A 16,797-nucleotide genomic window follows, 5' to 3' on the forward strand; every position below is an offset into this window, starting at 1 on the left:
TTTACGAGTGATATAATAGTGATATGAATCCAGAAATTACTCTGTTAGTCCACAATATTCGCTCAACACATAATGTTGGGGCAATTTTTCGCACAGCCGAAGGATTTGGTGTGAAGAAGATTATTCTTAGTGGCTACACGCCGTATCCAGAATTGAGTTTATGCAGCAAGGCGCCTGTTTGTGCGCTTGTTGATGGAGAAATTCGATCTGAAGATCCTCGCCTGCCGCACATTCGCGAAAAAATCACCAGCCAAATTCATAAAACAGCCTTAGGCGCGGAAAGTTTGGTGCCGTTTGAGTTTTATGAAGATATTAACGATTGGATTAAAGAGAATCAGCAAACAGAAAACTTGCCAATTATCGCGCTGGAGCAATCAAAAGACAGTGTGATGCTATCAGAATTTCAGCCGCCTGAAAAATTTGCGCTGCTACTCGGCGAAGAAGTCCACGGAATCACGCCGGAGCTTTTGGACAACTGCGATTTCACTGTAGAAATCCCAATGTTCGGTCAAAAAGAATCATTCAACGTGTCGGTCGCAACAGGAATTGCGCTGTTCGGACTTATTTTTCCTAAGATGAAATAATCTCAACAACACATAAATAAACTTCTCAAGTCTGATTATTGACTTTATTAAACATATGTGTTATATTTGTATGAGCTTTCTCTGGAATCCCCCGGAGAAAGTAGTCCCCTACATGAAAGGTTAGAGGAAATGTTTGACGTTTTCTTTATTCTCACAATTCTAGCAACCATGTATGTTGCATGGTACGCCTACAGGGCCCCTTCGGGGGTTAGCCACATATGGCACACGCTAGCCGCCGCGGCTGGCGTGTGGATGACAGTCTTTTTCATCTACTTCATGGTAGCAGAATCGCCACACCGGCCGATGTACCACACGGTGCTGGTGGCTTTGTTCTACTGCACGACGGCGGCCACTTACACTACCCTACAAGAGAGGGGTAAGACAGAGGTGAGGAATGAACTGCGGGACAATAAGTCCCGCTGACAGTAGTATAGTTAGCCCGCCGTAGAGCAACCAGCTCCGGCTAGGCCTCTGTCAGCGGGCTAACTATCACTTTAGAATTACACACTCTTCACCCAGAGTGTTTTTTAATTGGCTTAATAGGTTATCATTAGCATCCACCTTAAACGGCAGACGCATGGCTGATTTCTCTTTCTCGCCCAGCACCAAAACCACATCAGTCGTGCCAGCATTCTCGCCGCAAACAGACTTCATTTTCACTAACCGCGAATGGTCATTCGGGTCTTTAATATACACAAATAACTTTGAAGCGGGAATTTCTGGCGCAACATTAACAGGCGCCGAATGAGTTTTTGGCTGCGGTTTGGCGGCGTCATTCTTCACAGCAGACTTCGGAGAAGCTCCATTTTTCTGATTACGATAAGCTTCACGGCGCTCTTTTTTCACAGCAGAGCTAATTTTTGGCGCATCCATTTTACGGCCAGTCGACTCATAGCCATTGATATCGTTATCCGTAATCACAATGATATCATCGGCAATTAGTTTACTTTCATTGCCCAGATTTCCGTCACGATCTCGAGCTGAATTTTTACCAGAAACTCGAATCACCGCGTCCTGAACTAGCTTGGCGCCAACTTTCTCATACAGATTTGGGAAAACAATTATTTCACCCTCGCCGAATTTATCCTCAATTCCCACAAACGCCATCTTCGAGCCGCTTTTTGTGACAATTGTGCGAACGGTACTAATAATTCCCCCGACCGTCATCATTCGACTGTCGTACTCAGGAACTAATTGTGTCAATGGTTGAGTTTGCTCGCTCAAATATGTTTCATATCTATCAAGCGGATGCGCCGAAATATACAACCCCAGCAGTTCCCGCTCCCACATCAAGCGCTCTTTATCGTCGTGTTTCACAGGAGCCTTCTGGAGATGAAGAGTCGATTGGACGCTCGCCGCATCATCGCCACCCAACATTCCAAACAAATTGGTCTGCCCGCTGGCGGCTTCTTTTTGGAGTTTGGACGCAAATGACGTAATGGAATCCAGATTGAAAAGCAAATCAGATCGATCGCCCATATCATCAAACGCACCAGACTTAATAAGCGACTCCCAGGCTTTTCTGTTGAATTTGCTGGTTGAAACGCGCCTAGCAAAATCCTCAACCGACGTAAACGGCCCATCTTCGCGCGCCCGCAGAACTTCCTCGACCGCACCAACGCCAACGCCCTTCACTGCCGACATTCCGAAACGAATTTTATTCTCATTCGGCACCACCGCAAACTCAACGAACGACTCGTTTACGTCAGGACTAAGTACGCTAATTCCCATGTGCTTACATTCGGTGATTTCAATTGCCAGACGATCAGTATCATCATGGTCGCTGGTCATAAGCGCCGCCATAAATGCGTCGGGATAATGCGCCTTCAAATAAGCCGTCCAATAGGCAATCAAACCATAACAAGCGGCGTGCGACTTATTGAAACAATAGTTAGCGAATTCTTCCAGCTGAGTCCAGAAAGTTTCCGCAATTTCCTTAGTTGCGCCACCAACTTTAACCGCACCCTCGACGAATTCAGGCTTGACCTTTTTCATCAAGTCAATTTTTTTCTTACCAACAGCCTTACGCAATGTGTCAGCCTGACCACCAGTAAATCCACACCATTCCTTAGAAATCTGCATAAACTGCTCCTGATAGACCAAAATTCCGTAAGTATTTTTCAGCGAGTTTTTCATTCCAGAATGCAAATAAGTTATCTCTTCTTCGCCGTGTTTGCGCCTAATAAAGCTGTCAATAAACTGCATTGGGCCCGGACGATAAAGAGCCACCATAGCAATAATATCTTCAAACGTAGTCGGCTTTAGTCCGCGCAAATATCGCTTCATTCCTGCAGATTCCAACTGAAAAACACCAGTTGTGTCGCCGCGCTGAAACAGCTCGTAGGTCTTTTTATCATCAAGTGGCAACTCCGAAAGGTTAATCTCTTTCTTGTAAGCTTTTCGGATAATCCTCATAGCGTTATTGATAATCGTAAGGTTCGAAAGCCCCAAAAAGTCCATCTTCAATAGACCCAACTCTTCAACCTCGCCCATCGGGAACTGAGTCGCCACTACACCCTTTTGTGCCATTTCAAGAGGAATGTAATTGACTAGCGTATCTGGCGCGATCACCACACCACAAGCATGAACTCCGTGACTACGGATCGTCCCCTCCAGCTGAATTGCATAGTCCAGAACTTCCTTCGCAGTCGGATTATTTTCATATTCATTCCGAAGGTCCGCGTCTTCTTTAATACTCACGGACAACGGAATATGACGCCCCTGGTTTGGCGGCGGAACTAACTTCGCCAAGCGGTCACTCTCAGCGTACGGAACTTCCAAAACCCTGGCGACGTCACGCACTGCCATACGACCAAACATCTTACCAAACGTTGCGATATTACTGACATGATCCTCGCCATATTTTTTCGCACAATATTCAATCACTTCATCGCGACGCGTATCCTGAATATCAACGTCGATGTCGGGCATAGAAATACGATCAGGATTAAGAAATCGCTCAAACAGTAGTCCATATTTCAGCGGATCAAGATCTGTAATATTAAGCGCATACGCAATAATTGAACCAGCCGCACTACCGCGCCCAGGCCCAAAAACAATTCCTTGAGATTTTCCCCAGTTGATAAAATCCTGGACAATCAAGAAATAACCTTCATAGCCCATATTTCCCATCACACCAAGCTCCATCTTAGCGCGCTCACGAACCTCATCAGACAACTTCGGAATAATTTCGTCAGGGTCTAATTTCTCAGCCTCCTCCTTCGAAGCTCCATTGTAACGCTGCAACAAACCTTGATATGTCAATCTAAGCAGATACGAATGTTCATTCTCGCCGTCTGGCAATGGATATTTTGGAATAAGAATTCGCCCAAGCTCAATCTCAACGTCGCAGCGATCGGCTATTTTTTTCGTGTTGCGAATAACTTCAGGAAATTCCTCACCCCAGTGATCGATAATATCACGCGGATCCGTCAAGTGAAGCTCAAAATCCTTCAAGCTCATTCGCTTTTCATCACTGAGATACGAACCCGTCCCAACACAAAGCAGAATCTCGTGCGCGTCTTGATATTCATGCGTCAAATAGTGACCATCACAAGTCACCACCATCTCAATATCAAGCTCTTTTGAAAGCTTAATCAAGCCCTCGTTGATCTTCGCCTGCACGTCCCAGTGTGTGTTCGACTTCGGGTGTCCGTGATCCTGTAGCTCCAAATAATAACGATCACCAAAAATTGACTTATACCACTTGGCAATATCACGAGCGCGATCATAATCATCTTCTTTCAGCGCCACGCCAATTTCACCACTCGCACAACCGCTCAGAACAATCAATCCCTCGTTCAATTCCTCCAGTAAATCATGGTCAATTCGCGGTTTGTAATACATTCCCTCCAGATTGGCGCGCGTCGACAACTTCATCAAGTTATGGAAGCCCGTATTATTCATCGCAAGCACAGTCAAGTGAAAACGCTGTTTATCCTTACCTGGATCGCGATCGAACCGAGAACGAGTCGCCACGTAAGTTTCAATTCCGATAATCGGCTTAATACCCGCTTTTTTGGCAGTTTTATAATAGTCCAAAATGCCACTCATCGTGCCGTGATCAGTTACGGCAGCAGCCTCCATTCCGAGCTCCTTAACCTTATCGACCAAGTCATGAATCTTAGTCAATCCGTCCAGCACCGAATGAAAAGTGTGATTATGAAGATGCACGAAATCTGACGGCTTCAAAGCCGCCGACGATGATTGTTCGCTTGTCCCCTCAGTCATTAATAACAATTATAGCACGCTATTGACGACGCTGCATTGTCTCAATTAAGTGATTGATAAAATCAGCCAACGGCGGGAAAATGTCAGCGAATTGCCCTAAAATCCAAATCAACAGTGCGATCAACAGTGTTGCGCCCAAAGCACTCCCCAATCCAAAGAAAATTCCTCGAACAAAGTTCATCAAATAAACTTGGTGCCGGGATTTATGAAAATCAAAGAACAAATCCTCCAAAATTGCCTTGCGGGCGTCATTTTCATTATCGCGAACGACTTTTTTTGTTAGCTTATTTGGCTGTTCTTTGGCTGACTTTTTCACTCTTTCTTACCTTCTTCTTTGAGAAAAATTTCGAGAAAAATCCACTTTTTGAAGCGAAGCTTTTGGCTAGCTCCACGCCAATTGAAACCGTACTCACAATTCCATTCAGACTAGCAATTCGCTGACTTATTACCTCCACGTTCTGCTGGGTTTGACGAATTTGACGCGTTAATTTGATGATGGAAATTGTCATAGCGATCATCATGATGACAAAGATCACCATCAAAATCACTAATATAATAAGCAATCCGTTCATGCTATTTATTATACATTATTTTAGGCGATCCGTCAGATGAGCGCGCAATTTATCACCAAAGTTAGGATCACGCAGCCCAAAGTCGATCACCGTTTTTAGATATTCCAATTTGTCGCCAGTATCATAATAAGTGCCGTTCGTAATTTCTACGCCGTAAAAATCAAATCCGTCGTCAATCATTTGCTGCATAATTGGCTGGATTGTAAACTCGCCGTTGCCGTCAAATTCTTCCTTGGCTTTATCTAGATAGCCAAAAATCTCACCCGGAAGTAAATAGCTACTAACGCTCGCCAAATCAGAAGGCGCATTATCCTTACCTGGCTTTTCAACAATGTTCGTCATTTTTATAACGCCGTCTTTCACTCCTTGACCATTGATGACTCCATAACGATCAAATTCCGTGTCATCAGTTATCTTCTTACATGACAGAACCGCTCCATCTAAGCTTTCTGATGCCTCAATCATCTGCTTGAAACGACTTGGGCTAGCCGCAATAAAGTCATCTGCAAATGTGTAAATCACAGGCTCATCATGATGAATCAAATGCGAAGCGCAGGCCAAAGGTGTTGCGTTGCCGTACGGGCCCTTCTGGCGGATATAAATAAAGTTTGCCATCTCAGCCAAATTCTGCACCTCGTCAATGAACGGCTGTTTTTTAGGACCGCCAGCGCGCAAATTAGCCAAAAGCTCTTCGTTCGGCTCATCAAAATGGTCCTCGATTGCTCGCTTATTCGCGCTACCGATAATGATGATATCTTTAATGCCAGCCTCAACTAATTCCTCGACGACGTATTGAATAATCGGCTTATCAATCAGCGGCAACATCTCCTTTGGCATGGCTTTAGTTTGTGGCAAAAATCGCGTACCAAAACCGGCAGCAGCGATGATGGCTTTAGTTGGTTTTCTCATATTTCAGCTCCTATTCCCTATTGTTTTCAGCAATTCTAAAGTCTTTCGCGAATCAGTTTTTGCGCAAGGCTTGGATTGGCTTGACCCTTAGACTTCTTCATGACTTGCCCAACCAAATAGCCGATAGCCTTATCTTTTCCAGCCTTGATGTCTGCAATTGACGCCGCTGAAGCTGGATCACTCAGAACTTCGTCAACGATTGCAGTAATCGCCGACTCATCAGAAACCTGCAACAAATTCTTCTCTTCGGCAAGTTTACGCGGATTTTTCGCGCCAGCCAGAAGCTCATTAAATAACTCCTTCGCATTCGTGCTGGAAACTTCAGACTTCTCTGTCATTTCAGCCAATTCTATCAAATCGTCAACTGCCACACGTGTAGATTCATTGTCCGTTTGCGCGTCACTTTCGTCAGAAGCCGTCAATGCGCTCGCAAACCAATGCGCGACTCGCTTAGCGGAAGCCTCACCAGACTTTTTCTGAACTTCCAATGTAATCTGGGCATAATTCTGATTAGACAAAAGCGAATTGATAACAGATTTATCCAAGTTTAGCGCGCTCCATTTTTCCCTATATTCACCCGGAAGCATCGGCACTTTGGACTGAATTTCAGCAATCACCTCGTCAGTCAACACAACTGGCGGAATATCTGGGTCTGGCATATAACGATAATCCTGCGCGTCCTCCTTTGACCTCTGAGAAATAGTTATCTGCTTGTCATCATTCCAGCCTCTGGTTTCCTGAACAACTTCTTCGCCACGCTCCAAGATATCGACTTGACGCTTAAACTCGTACTCAGCAGCCCTTTCAACGCTACGGAAGGAATTGAGATTCTTAATTTCAGCGCGCTTTCCAAGCTCCATCGCACCCTTTTTTGCTACTGAAATATTGACGTCAAATCGCATATTTCCGTGATATAAATTGCCGTAAGTCACACCCGCGTAAACCATCAATTTATGTAGTTCCGAAACGTAAGCTTTAGCCTCCTCAGCCGAATGTATATCCGGCTCAGAAACAATCTCAATCAACGGCGTGCCAGCACGGTTAAGATCGACCAACGAATAGCCGTCGTGATGCGTTAACTTACCAGCATCTTCCTCCATGTGAGCATGATGGATTCGCACGCGTTTCAAAGAACCATCTTCCAGCGGCGCATCGACATATCCAGCCAAAATAATCGGATTATACATCTGCGAAGTCTGATAGCCCTTTGGTAAATCTGGATAAAAATAATGCTTTCGATCAAACCGGCTAACGTGCGCAATCGGCGAATTCAAAGCTTTTCCAGCACGAACTGCCAGCTCAACAGCGTGTTTATTCAAAACCGGCAACATCCCCGGCAAACCAAAATCAATCTGATGCGTCTTAGTATTCGGCTCAGCGTCACGAGCGTCATTGTCGGCCGGGCTAAATAGCTTGGTTTTCGTCGCCAGCTGAACGTGACATTCGATACCAATTGTCATTTCATAATCGTCATATACACTCATTATAATGCTCCCAAATCTTTTAATGCCTGTTCAAAACTCGCCATAGCTCGACGAAAACTCTGCGCCGTTACCGTTACGTTGGTTTCGTGGGCAATTTGATTACGCAATTTATGCGCCGCCCAAAGCCCATTTTCATCGCTCCAATATCCCTTGCGAGATTTCATACGTTCGCCCATCGTTTCGCCAGCCACGCCGCAGTCGCGCATAGCTTTGTCTAGCAACTTGTCCGCCTTCATTATCGCCATCTGCATACTTTCCGATTTTCTGGTTTCGACATTGCGCAAAATTTGCCGCCAAACCCTCTGGTACATTTCTTTGTCAATTTGACCGCGACCACGAGAAGTCAATTGAATGAAAATCATCAGCAAGGCGCCGATAATCAACGCCGCAACAACTATCGCAACCATCAATCCGTCCATCAAATCTTCTCCACTTCCGAAACTAGCTTCAGCAAGTTCTTATCCGACTTGTAATCGCCAATAAGCTGCACGCCAATTGGCAGTCCTTCATCACTATTCCCAGCCGGCGCTGAAACTGCAGGAAGTCCAGCCAAACTTGCTGACACGGTCATAATGTCCGCCAAATACATTTTTATCGGATCGCTAGCATTCTCCCCAATCTTAAACGCAGGAGTCGGCGCAACCGGCATCAATAGCGCGTCATACTCGGTAAATAACTTCTTAAATTCGTCAATCAATAGCGTCCTGGCTTTTTGAGCCTGCATATAATAAGCATCGAAAAATCCGCTTGACAATACGAAACTTCCTATCATAATTCGTCGCTTATTTTCGGTCATAAAACCTTCATTTCGACTACGACCATAAAGTTCCGCCAAAGTCTTTACTTCCGCCGCTCGATGGCCGTATCGCACGCCGTCATATCGCGCCAAATTCGAAGACAATTCCGCTGGCACAATTATGTAGTACATCGCCAGAGAATGTTGCATCATGCTCAAATCTACTTCCTCGATTTCGTAGCCAAGCTGCTTCAATTTCTCCGCATAATCAAGCGTTTTTTGGCGAACTTCCGCGTCCACGTCGTCGGTCATACATTGCTTGACTAGACCTATCTTTTTCTTTGCAAATTCTGGCTGATTATTCCAAAAATCAGGCAAAGTCGTCATATCCTTATCATCGCGACCAGCCATAATTTCCATCACCAAGTCCGTATCTTCAGCATTCGTAGCAAAACAGCCGATCGTGTCCGTACTTGATGCCATCGCTACTACGCCATAACGACTAACCGCCCCGTAAGTCGGCTTAATTCCAACTACGCCGTTAAAGCTGGCTGGCTGACGAATCGAACCACCAGTATCTGTACCAAGCGCAAACGGAACCACGTCAAGCGCCGTGACTACCGCCGATCCACCAGATGATCCGCCAGCAACTCGCGTTTTATCAGCAGCATTCTTGGTTGGACCAAATGCCGAGTTTTCCGTCGAACCACCGTGTGCAAAAGCATCCAAGTTCGCCTTACCGATGCAAATCGCACCTTCAGCTTCCAATTTCTCAACAGCCGTCGCCTGTAATGGCGCATTAAAGTTTTCTAGCATTTTTGAAGCGGCAGTCGTTGGCGCACCAAACGCCAAAAAATTGTCCTTCACAACAAATGGCACGCCCGCCAATCGTCCAGAAATCTCGCCAGCATCAACTTTTTCTGCTCGCTCCAGCGCACGCTCTTCTGTCAAGCTAAGCAGCGCATTATATTCCTCAATTTCACGCGCTCGTCGCAATGCTTCTTTTACGTTCTCGACCGCGCCCTTGCCAATAAAATCACTAATCTTACTCATTACAATACCTGCGGAACTTTCACTTGATTATTCTGTTTTTCTGGCGCCAAATCAAGCAACTCCTCAACAGGAATCCCCGCCTGAACTTCATCTTCGCGCCAGACATTGCTCAGTCCTGTAACTTGATAAGTCGGCTCAACACCCGACACGTCAAGCTCGCCCAACTGCTCAATATAGCCAATTATATTTTCCAAATCTTGGCGCAGTCCGTCGGTTTCGTCATCAGTCAATGCCAGACTACTCAAACTCGCCAAGTGCTGAATATCGCTGGTAGAAATAGTTATCATATCAATATTATACCACTAAAAAAAGCCGCCCATCAAAGTGAGCGACTTTATTTTTCCAAGTTTTATTACATTGAGTAATCTTGGTAGTTCTTGTAGCGACTGTAATCTGATGGAATAGTCTTTACTGAGCTACCCGTGTCGTGTGCTTTAACGGCGATTGTGATAGCGCCAGTCAATAATACGACAGAAGAAGCCACAATCAGCATCAAAGACAAAGCCTTTGACATGTTGCGTCCCTTGACAATTTGGCAAATGAAGTAAGCGCCAGTAGCAACAATTGCAAGAGCTAATGCGTATGGCAAGAATTCGCCCAAGTACAAACTCTTATAGAATTCGCCGCCGTCACCAACGCCAATAAATAGCAATGAGTTGATCAAAATACTCACCAATCGAGCAACCAAGTCAACGGCTGGAATAATCAAAACAGCCAAACCGCCGTAAGTTACCAATTTGTAAGCTGTTCGCTTTGTGTAGCCTTCACGCTCCGGAACAGCTTTTGATACGCGGGAGAATAGAACTAGTGACAATACAGCCAAAAGCACAGCAAATACTGACGCTGCAATAATTCCTGTTCCCTGAGTTACCATCGATGGTGCGAAAAATCCGCCGACACTTCTTAATAACATTGATGTTGAATTTGTCCACAAACCAAACACCTTAGTTATGATGTCAATCAGCAACATGATTGAAATAATCGCTGAACCCATTGCCAAAGCGTATTCCAAAGTTAGCATCTTTGCCTTGCCCTTATTCGGGTCTTCGTATGCGTATTGTGGTGGATATGCCTGGTAAGCATTTGGTTGCATCGGCATTTCTGGTTGCGCGACGTTTGTTGGCTGTGGCTGTTCTTTTGCTGCCATAATCCCTCCTAATCTAATAATATTTTTATTCTACATAGTATGACGAATTTCTGCAATTAAGTCACGCAGTTCTGCCGCTTTTTCAAATTCCAGATTGGCACTATGTAATTCCATTTGCGCCGTCAGATCTTTAATCAAAGTCGGATATTCGTCTTTTGGAATTTTCTTCAGGTTAAGTTTTGGCTTTTTATCAGACTCTTTCTGTGGGATAATCGAGCGCAAACCATCGTCAATTTTCTTCTGAATAGTTTGCGGCGTAATATTATGCTCTTCATTATATTTCTGCTGAATCGCTCGACGTCGATTCGTTTCGTCAATTGCTCGACGCATACTATCCGTAACATTGTCGCCATACATAATAACTCGCCCATCAACGTGCCGCGCCGCCCTTCCAATCGTCTGAATTAGCGCCTGCTCACTACGTAAGAAACCTTCCTTGTCGGCGTCCATAATTGCCACCAAACTGACTTCTGGAAGGTCCAGACCTTCACGCAATAGATTAATTCCAACCAACACGTCATACGTACCAAGACGCAAATCTTTCAGAATATCGCCACGCTCCAACGTGTCAATTTCACTATGCAAATACGCCGTCTTCACGCCGTTTTCCGTCAAATAAGCGCTCAAGTCCTCCGCCATTCGCTTGGTTAATGTCGTCACCAACACGCGATGACCTTTCGCAATCGTCTGGCGAATTTCCTCCATCAAATCATCAACCTGCCCGTCGGTTGGTCGAACTTCAATTGGCGGATCAAGCAATCCGGTCGGTCGAATAAGCTGCTCAGCTGGCTTTGGCGAATGAGAAAGTTCATAATCTCCTGGCGTAGCGGAAACATAAATTGCCTGATGAATATGCTGATTGAACTCGTCAAATCGAAGTGGGCGATTGTCCAGCGCGCTTGGAAGACGAAAACCATGCTCAACCAAAACTTCCTTACGGGCGCGATCACCGTTGTACATTCCTCGAACTTGCGGCAATGTCATGTGCGATTCGTCAACCAAAAGTAGCCAATCGTCCGGAAAATAATCAATCAAAGTCGCAGGCTGCTCACCAGGTTCTCGGTCGGTTAAATAGCGCGAATAATTCTCAATCCCTTTCACAAAACCAGTTTCCTTCAGCATTTCCAAATCATATTTGGTGCGCTGACTTAGCCTTTGTGCCTCTAAAAACTTGCCATTATCTTCAAACCATTTCAGTCGCTGATTAAACTCATTTTCAATCCCAACAATCGCTTTTTCAATTCGTTCACGTGGTGTCGAATAGTGGCTGGACGGGAAAATTGTCAATTGGTCTGGCCGATCCAAAATCTCGCCAGTCAAAGGGTCGATCTTCGTCAGCCGCTCAATTTCATCGCCAAAGAATTCCACGCGAACCGCAGTATCTTGACCCGCTGGAAAAATATCCACGACATCGCCGCGCACCCGAAAAGTTCCGCGCGCAAAATCGACGTCATTGCGCTTATACTGAATGTCGGTCAATAGGCGAATAAACTTGTCCTGGACTCGGCGCTCACCAACGGTCAATTTAATAGCCATGTCAGCGTAAGTTTCTGGCGAACCAATGCCGTAAATACAACTTACACTAGCCACAATAATTACATCGCGGCGCGTCAATAACGCGGAAGTCGCAGCGTGCCTAAGTCGATCAATTTCGTCGTTGATTTTCGAATCTTTCTCGATATAAGTGTCGCTTGAAGCAATGTATGCTTCTGGCTGGTAGTAATCAAAATAGCTAACAAAATAATGGACTTCGTTGTCGGGGAAAAATTCCTTAAACTCAGAAAAAAGTTGCGCCGCCAAAGTCTTATTGTGAGCCAAAACCAGCGTCGGCACATTGCGCTTGGCAATAATATTCGCCATCGTAAACGTCTTCCCCGAACCAGTTACACCCAGCAAGGTTTGCTCGCGCTGACCTTTTTCCAAACCATCAACTAATTGAGCAATTGCTCGCGGCTGATCGCCTGTGGGCTTATATGAAGAAGAGAGGCGAAATTTATTCACCTCTCTATTTTACTATATTTACAAAAACTAGTCTTGATTATAAGTTTGAGACGAGCCAGAAACTTCACATTTGCCGTCAACCAAGCGACTCGGAACCGATGCCAACTTCAAGTCTGAGCACGGCATGCCACCTTGCTGCGTGCCCGCAACAATTGCAATTTCACCAGTACCGTTCTTTGGTCCGATAATAATATAAGCGTTCGTCAAGCCATATACTGCCGCATATTTTCCGTATGCACGGTCGATGATTGGCTCATACACAGAACCTTCACGCTCCGGAATTGACTGACCGACTTTAGACTTCAAGAACTTCTTCAAAGAACTGTCAATATCCAATTTATCAACATCACTTGCTGAAGTTAAACGAATGCCCGTACCGTCGCCTTTAGTCCGGAAATCTTTATATTCTTTCTTTGCCGTATCTGACGGTTCTTCGCCTTCATCGCGAGATTTTTCCAGTGAATCAGATGAATCTTTCTTTGTTTGGCTGGTTTTTACCGAAGAGTTAGAATCACTATTTTTATGCATAGCACCAGCAATTATCCAAGTAGCCATAGCAACAATGATTATGCCCATAACAATCACCGCCGCAATCAGCCATTTATTAGCCGTTGATTTGTTCTCCATAAAACCTCCATTTAGATTGTGCTTTGATTGTGTATGATGGATTATTTGCCGTCAACGTATTGTAACCATAGACATTTTATGATATAGTAATAAAGTTAAAATCATAAAATAAAAAGGATAATGATGACACCGAAAAATGTTTGTATTCCGCGCGAATTGCAACTTCAGGCTGCGATGTTCAGATTAGGAAAAGTCGATGACGAAATTCATGCTGGCTATGAAATTCTCCAAAAATATCATAAAACCGTGACTTTTTTTGGATCAGCCAGGATAACTGAAGATAATGGATATTACCAAAAAGCCAAAGACCTAGCATTCCAATTAGCTAAAGAAGACTACACAATTATCACCGGCGGCGGTGGCGGAATTATGGAAGCGGCAAACCGCGGCGCTATGGAAGCTGGCGGAAAATCAGTCGGATTCAATATTCGCTTGCCACACGAGCAATCCTTAAACAACTACACGACAGATTCGTTCGCATTCACTCACTTCGCGCCACGAAAAATCGTTATGACGCTTCTGGCTGACGCGTACGTTTGTTTCCCCGGCGGATTCGGTACGATGGATGAAATTTGTGAGATTATCACATTGACACAAACTAAGAAAATGGCGCCAGTACCAATTATCCTGTTTGATAAAAAATTCTGGGGTAAATGGGATGATTTTGTTCGCGACAACATGCTACCAAACAAGCTAATATCTGACGGCGATGAAAAAACCTACACAATCACCGAAGATATTCCAGAGGTGGTTAATTTGATCAAAAATCAGCGAACTTGTTGCGACCGATAATTATTTTTTAGTTTTTCGGCTCAATCCAACAAATTCCACCCTGACAAACCACTCGCTCCACAGCTGGATTATATGTGCGCGGGTGGTTTTTATATCGGCGCGTAATCTCAAATCCCAAGCCTCGTTTGCCATACGTTGTTTGCTGCTTTCCCAGAGGTAACTGGCAGTGATAGTTATTTATAATGTCAATTGGATTAAACGAAATCACTTGACCATCAACGTCCAAAAGCACCCATTCAGAAGCCTTGAATGGCGCCCATTTGTCTACTTTCGGCGCAATAGCCATTAGTGATTGATAAATTTCTTCTGCCGTAGCGTTTGACGGATCCAGACCTAAAGAACGAATAATTGAGTGCGCCCTAGCTAATATTTCCGCAATCAATCGCACGTCGCTATCATCCCTAGTCATCTGTCTGAGCTCGGTTAATGCTCGACGTTTTTTCGCGTCACCACCCAACAATTTCCCCAAATTTTGCGCCATTATAATTCCCTTTCTTGAATTGGCATAGCATGAAGTACTGTGCCAGCATATAAAATTCCAGCCTTTGCTCCAATTTTCATAACCACCGAGCTAGCGTTCGCGCTGCCCATAATTACAGAGTTTTTCAAATTGCCACCTCGTGCCCATTCGCTCAAAAATCCCGACGCAAACGCATCTCCAGCGCCAGTTCTGTCAATTGACGGCCTGTCATCGTACATCAGCGCTCGCACGATGGTTTTTCCGTCGCTTGCGATTGAGCCATTTACGCCGTCCGTCACCAAAACGACCGGAACTAATCTCAAACCTCTTCTAACCAAGGCCTCCAAATCCTCGCCAGACACCAATTGCTGCATTTCTTCTTTGTTCAGAGTTAAAACATCGACATCAGACAATAACCCCAGCAATTTATCCTTTTGCGCTAATTCTTTCTTTCCAGGATTGAAGCAAATTTTCATATCGCGACGCTTGGCTTGCTGGAATAACTTATGAAGCATTGACATATTTCCCGCCAATGTTGAAACGTACAGCCAATCTGCATCTTCTTCTGATAAATCAAAGTCTGACTCGTGATAATGCGTTGAAGCACCACGGTATGTTAAAATTGTCCGCTCGCCATTTGAGGCTAATAGTAAAACTGAATATCCCGTACTGTATTTTGGTGAATATCTCACCAAATGCGTGTCAATATTTTCCTTATCCAAGTCAGCAATCACTGCTTGCCCAGCTGGATCATGGCCAATTGCGCCCATAAAACTAACATAATGCCCTTGCCTGGAAAACGTTACCGCGGCGTTCGTGGCGCCACCGCCAGTCGAAAAATGAATCTGGTTTACGTCGGCTTTCGCCCCCAAATCCAGTCGCGCAAAACAGTGTTCTGGACTTTCACAAACTGGTGTCAGTGCGTCTGATTGGCTTAAAAATACGTCTTGAATTGCCGCACCAACGGTAATGATTTTTGCCATTAAACCACTGCCTTTCGTACGGAATTAAACGCCTTAATCTTCGACTCCACCACTTCCTGCACAGCGGCATAAACTGGTGGCATCAACTTAACAATGGCATACTCATTTGGATTTTCTCGCAAGGTTTTCTCCAAAGTCGTTCGGAAAGCATAACGCATATCAGAATTGATATTGATTTTAGAAACGCCAATTTTCGCAGCGTCCTCAAAATAATGTAGCGGCGTGCCAGACCCACCGTGCAACGAAATCTGACAATGAATCGCCTCACGAATATCAGCCAACAAATCCAAATCCAACACTTTCGGAACTGGATATTTGCCATGCAAATTACCAATCGCCGCCGCAAAAGTATCAATTCCAGTCGCCTCGACAAACGCACGCGCGCCTTCTGGTGTAGAAAAGGTCTTTTTTATTTCCTCATAATTTATATCTTCCGTATGAACATTTGAGCTGCCGCCAAAATAATGCGGCTCAGATTCCACTAGCGCACCAGTAAACTTGGCATATTCAACAACTTCACGAGTCTTCGCAATAATTTCCTCATCTGAAGCGTCGTGATTCGCCTGAGAAATATCAATATGGACAAACTCATATCCAGCGTCAATCGCTCGCTTACAACCCTCAACCGTCGGACCGTGGTCCAAATTCAAATACATTTCAATTCCGTACTCAGTCTTATAATTGTCCACCAAATCACGGACGTTCTCTAGACCCATAGCCTTCACTTCGGCGTCAGAAACCTCAACCAACACTGGCGATTGAAGCTTTTGTGCCGCCCGCGCCACCGCAATCAGCGTCTCTTGATTGTCAATATTAAACGCCCCAACCGCAAAACGCTGCGCCCGTGTTCGCTGCATTAAATGACGCGCCCGCGTCGTGTTTTTCCGAATCTCTGAAATCGATAATCCCATACTGCCCCCTAAATACTTATGGTAATTATATCAATTACCGCCCGCTATGCCAAGAGAATTGACATCATGTTGTTTTGGTGATAACATAAAATAGCTTTTGCTCAAGGCTCTGTCTTAGGGCGAAAGAGTCCTTTAGCCTTGAGCGTTTTCTTCACAGAAAGGAAGAAAAATGAGCCCTGTTGTTAGGATAGCCAAATTCGCACTTAGCGGGTTTATCCTGTTCATCTTGATGATGTGCGCGGTATGGTTGGCAGCACTTATCTGTCTACTAGCAGTCTATGGACCGCTCGAGGGAGTGGCATTTGCGC

At 44.9% G+C, this 16,797-nt stretch carries 16 protein-coding genes; 2 read left to right on the plus strand and 14 right to left on the minus strand.

The genetic code is table 11. From position 1 onward, the window contains the following. Positions 1-23 precede the first annotated feature (23 nt). Positions 24-584, plus strand: coding sequence for a TrmH family RNA methyltransferase (locus LRM41_RS02325; protein WP_243819289.1), 561 nt, complete (start codon positions 24-26; stop codon positions 582-584). A gap of 489 nt (positions 585-1,073) precedes the next feature. On the opposite strand, the gene dnaE is transcribed toward LRM41_RS02325, so the two are convergent. The 11 genes from dnaE to LRM41_RS02380 all read right to left on the minus strand — a co-directional run bounded on the left by dnaE (position 1,074) and on the right by LRM41_RS02380 (position 13,343). Next, positions 1,074-4,814: a DNA polymerase III subunit alpha gene (dnaE, locus tag LRM41_RS02330; RefSeq protein WP_243819290.1), complete on the minus strand. Its 3,741-nt coding sequence runs from the start codon at positions 4,812-4,814 to the stop codon at positions 1,074-1,076. A gap of 19 nt (positions 4,815-4,833) precedes the next feature. Continuing rightward, the gene (locus LRM41_RS03995) at positions 4,834-5,130 is read right to left on the minus strand and encodes a DUF5665 domain-containing protein (RefSeq protein ID WP_243819291.1); all 297 of its coding nucleotides are present in this window, start codon (positions 5,128-5,130) and stop codon (positions 4,834-4,836) included. Further along, positions 5,099-5,386 carry a hypothetical protein gene (locus LRM41_RS02340; RefSeq protein ID WP_243819292.1) on the minus strand — a complete coding sequence of 96 codons (288 nt, stop codon included), beginning with the start codon at positions 5,384-5,386 and terminating at the stop codon, positions 5,099-5,101. The genes LRM41_RS03995 and LRM41_RS02340 overlap by 32 nt, the downstream gene beginning before the upstream one ends. A 15-nt stretch (positions 5,387-5,401) precedes the next feature. Continuing rightward, entirely contained in the window at positions 5,402-6,295 is an 894-nt protein-coding gene (locus tag LRM41_RS02345) for a UTP--glucose-1-phosphate uridylyltransferase (protein ID WP_243819293.1), read from the minus strand. Positions 6,296-6,330: 35 nt separating this feature from the next. Beyond that, positions 6,331-7,779, minus strand: a complete 1,449-nt coding sequence (gene gatB / locus LRM41_RS02350) for an Asp-tRNA(Asn)/Glu-tRNA(Gln) amidotransferase subunit GatB (protein ID WP_243819294.1) — start codon at positions 7,777-7,779, stop codon at positions 6,331-6,333. Further along, complete coding sequence (locus LRM41_RS02355) at positions 7,779-8,198, minus strand: hypothetical protein (RefSeq protein WP_129636576.1); 420 nt, start codon at positions 8,196-8,198, stop codon at positions 7,779-7,781. Before LRM41_RS02355 ends, gatB begins: the two co-directional genes overlap by 1 nt. After that, positions 8,198-9,568, minus strand: coding sequence for an Asp-tRNA(Asn)/Glu-tRNA(Gln) amidotransferase subunit GatA (gene gatA / locus LRM41_RS02360; RefSeq protein WP_243819295.1), 1,371 nt, complete (start codon positions 9,566-9,568; stop codon positions 8,198-8,200). The genes LRM41_RS02355 and gatA overlap by 1 nt, the downstream gene beginning before the upstream one ends. Beyond that, positions 9,568-9,855, minus strand: a complete 288-nt coding sequence (gatC, locus tag LRM41_RS02365) for an Asp-tRNA(Asn)/Glu-tRNA(Gln) amidotransferase subunit GatC (RefSeq protein WP_146475562.1) — start codon at positions 9,853-9,855, stop codon at positions 9,568-9,570. Before gatC ends, gatA begins: the two co-directional genes overlap by 1 nt. Positions 9,856-9,920: 65 nt before the next feature. Then, on the minus strand, positions 9,921-10,715 hold the full coding sequence (locus tag LRM41_RS02370) for a hypothetical protein (protein ID WP_243819296.1): 795 nt from the start codon (positions 10,713-10,715) through the stop codon (positions 9,921-9,923). Between the two features lie 30 nt (positions 10,716-10,745). Further along, complete coding sequence (uvrB, locus tag LRM41_RS02375) at positions 10,746-12,716, minus strand: excinuclease ABC subunit UvrB (protein WP_243819297.1); 1,971 nt, start codon at positions 12,714-12,716, stop codon at positions 10,746-10,748. A gap of 27 nt (positions 12,717-12,743) precedes the next feature. Further along, positions 12,744-13,343, minus strand: coding sequence for a hypothetical protein (locus tag LRM41_RS02380; protein ID WP_243819298.1), 600 nt, complete (start codon positions 13,341-13,343; stop codon positions 12,744-12,746). 120 nt (positions 13,344-13,463) lie between these two features. Here LRM41_RS02380 and LRM41_RS02385 point away from each other — a divergent pair, with 120 nt between their 5' ends. Continuing rightward, positions 13,464-14,135, plus strand: a complete 672-nt coding sequence (locus LRM41_RS02385; RefSeq protein ID WP_243819299.1) for an LOG family protein — start codon at positions 13,464-13,466, stop codon at positions 14,133-14,135. Positions 14,136-14,142: 7 nt separating this feature from the next. On the opposite strand, the gene LRM41_RS02390 is transcribed toward LRM41_RS02385, so the two are convergent. The 3 genes from LRM41_RS02390 to LRM41_RS02400 are packed head-to-tail and all read right to left on the minus strand — an operon-like array spanning position 14,143 to position 16,489. After that, the gene (locus tag LRM41_RS02390; protein ID WP_243819300.1) at positions 14,143-14,616 is read right to left on the minus strand and encodes a hypothetical protein; all 474 of its coding nucleotides are present in this window, start codon (positions 14,614-14,616) and stop codon (positions 14,143-14,145) included. Then, positions 14,616-15,578 carry a carbohydrate kinase family protein gene (locus LRM41_RS02395; protein ID WP_243819301.1) on the minus strand — a complete coding sequence of 321 codons (963 nt, stop codon included), beginning with the start codon at positions 15,576-15,578 and terminating at the stop codon, positions 14,616-14,618. Before LRM41_RS02395 ends, LRM41_RS02390 begins: the two co-directional genes overlap by 1 nt. Continuing rightward, the gene (locus LRM41_RS02400; protein WP_243819302.1) at positions 15,578-16,489 is read right to left on the minus strand and encodes a class II fructose-bisphosphate aldolase; all 912 of its coding nucleotides are present in this window, start codon (positions 16,487-16,489) and stop codon (positions 15,578-15,580) included. The genes LRM41_RS02395 and LRM41_RS02400 overlap by 1 nt, the downstream gene beginning before the upstream one ends. Positions 16,490-16,797: the final 308 nt, after the last annotated feature.

This window comes from Candidatus Nanosynbacter sp. TM7-087 (assembly GCF_022828365.1).
Classification (GTDB): Bacteria; Patescibacteriota; Saccharimonadia; order Saccharimonadales; family Saccharimonadaceae; genus Nanosynbacter.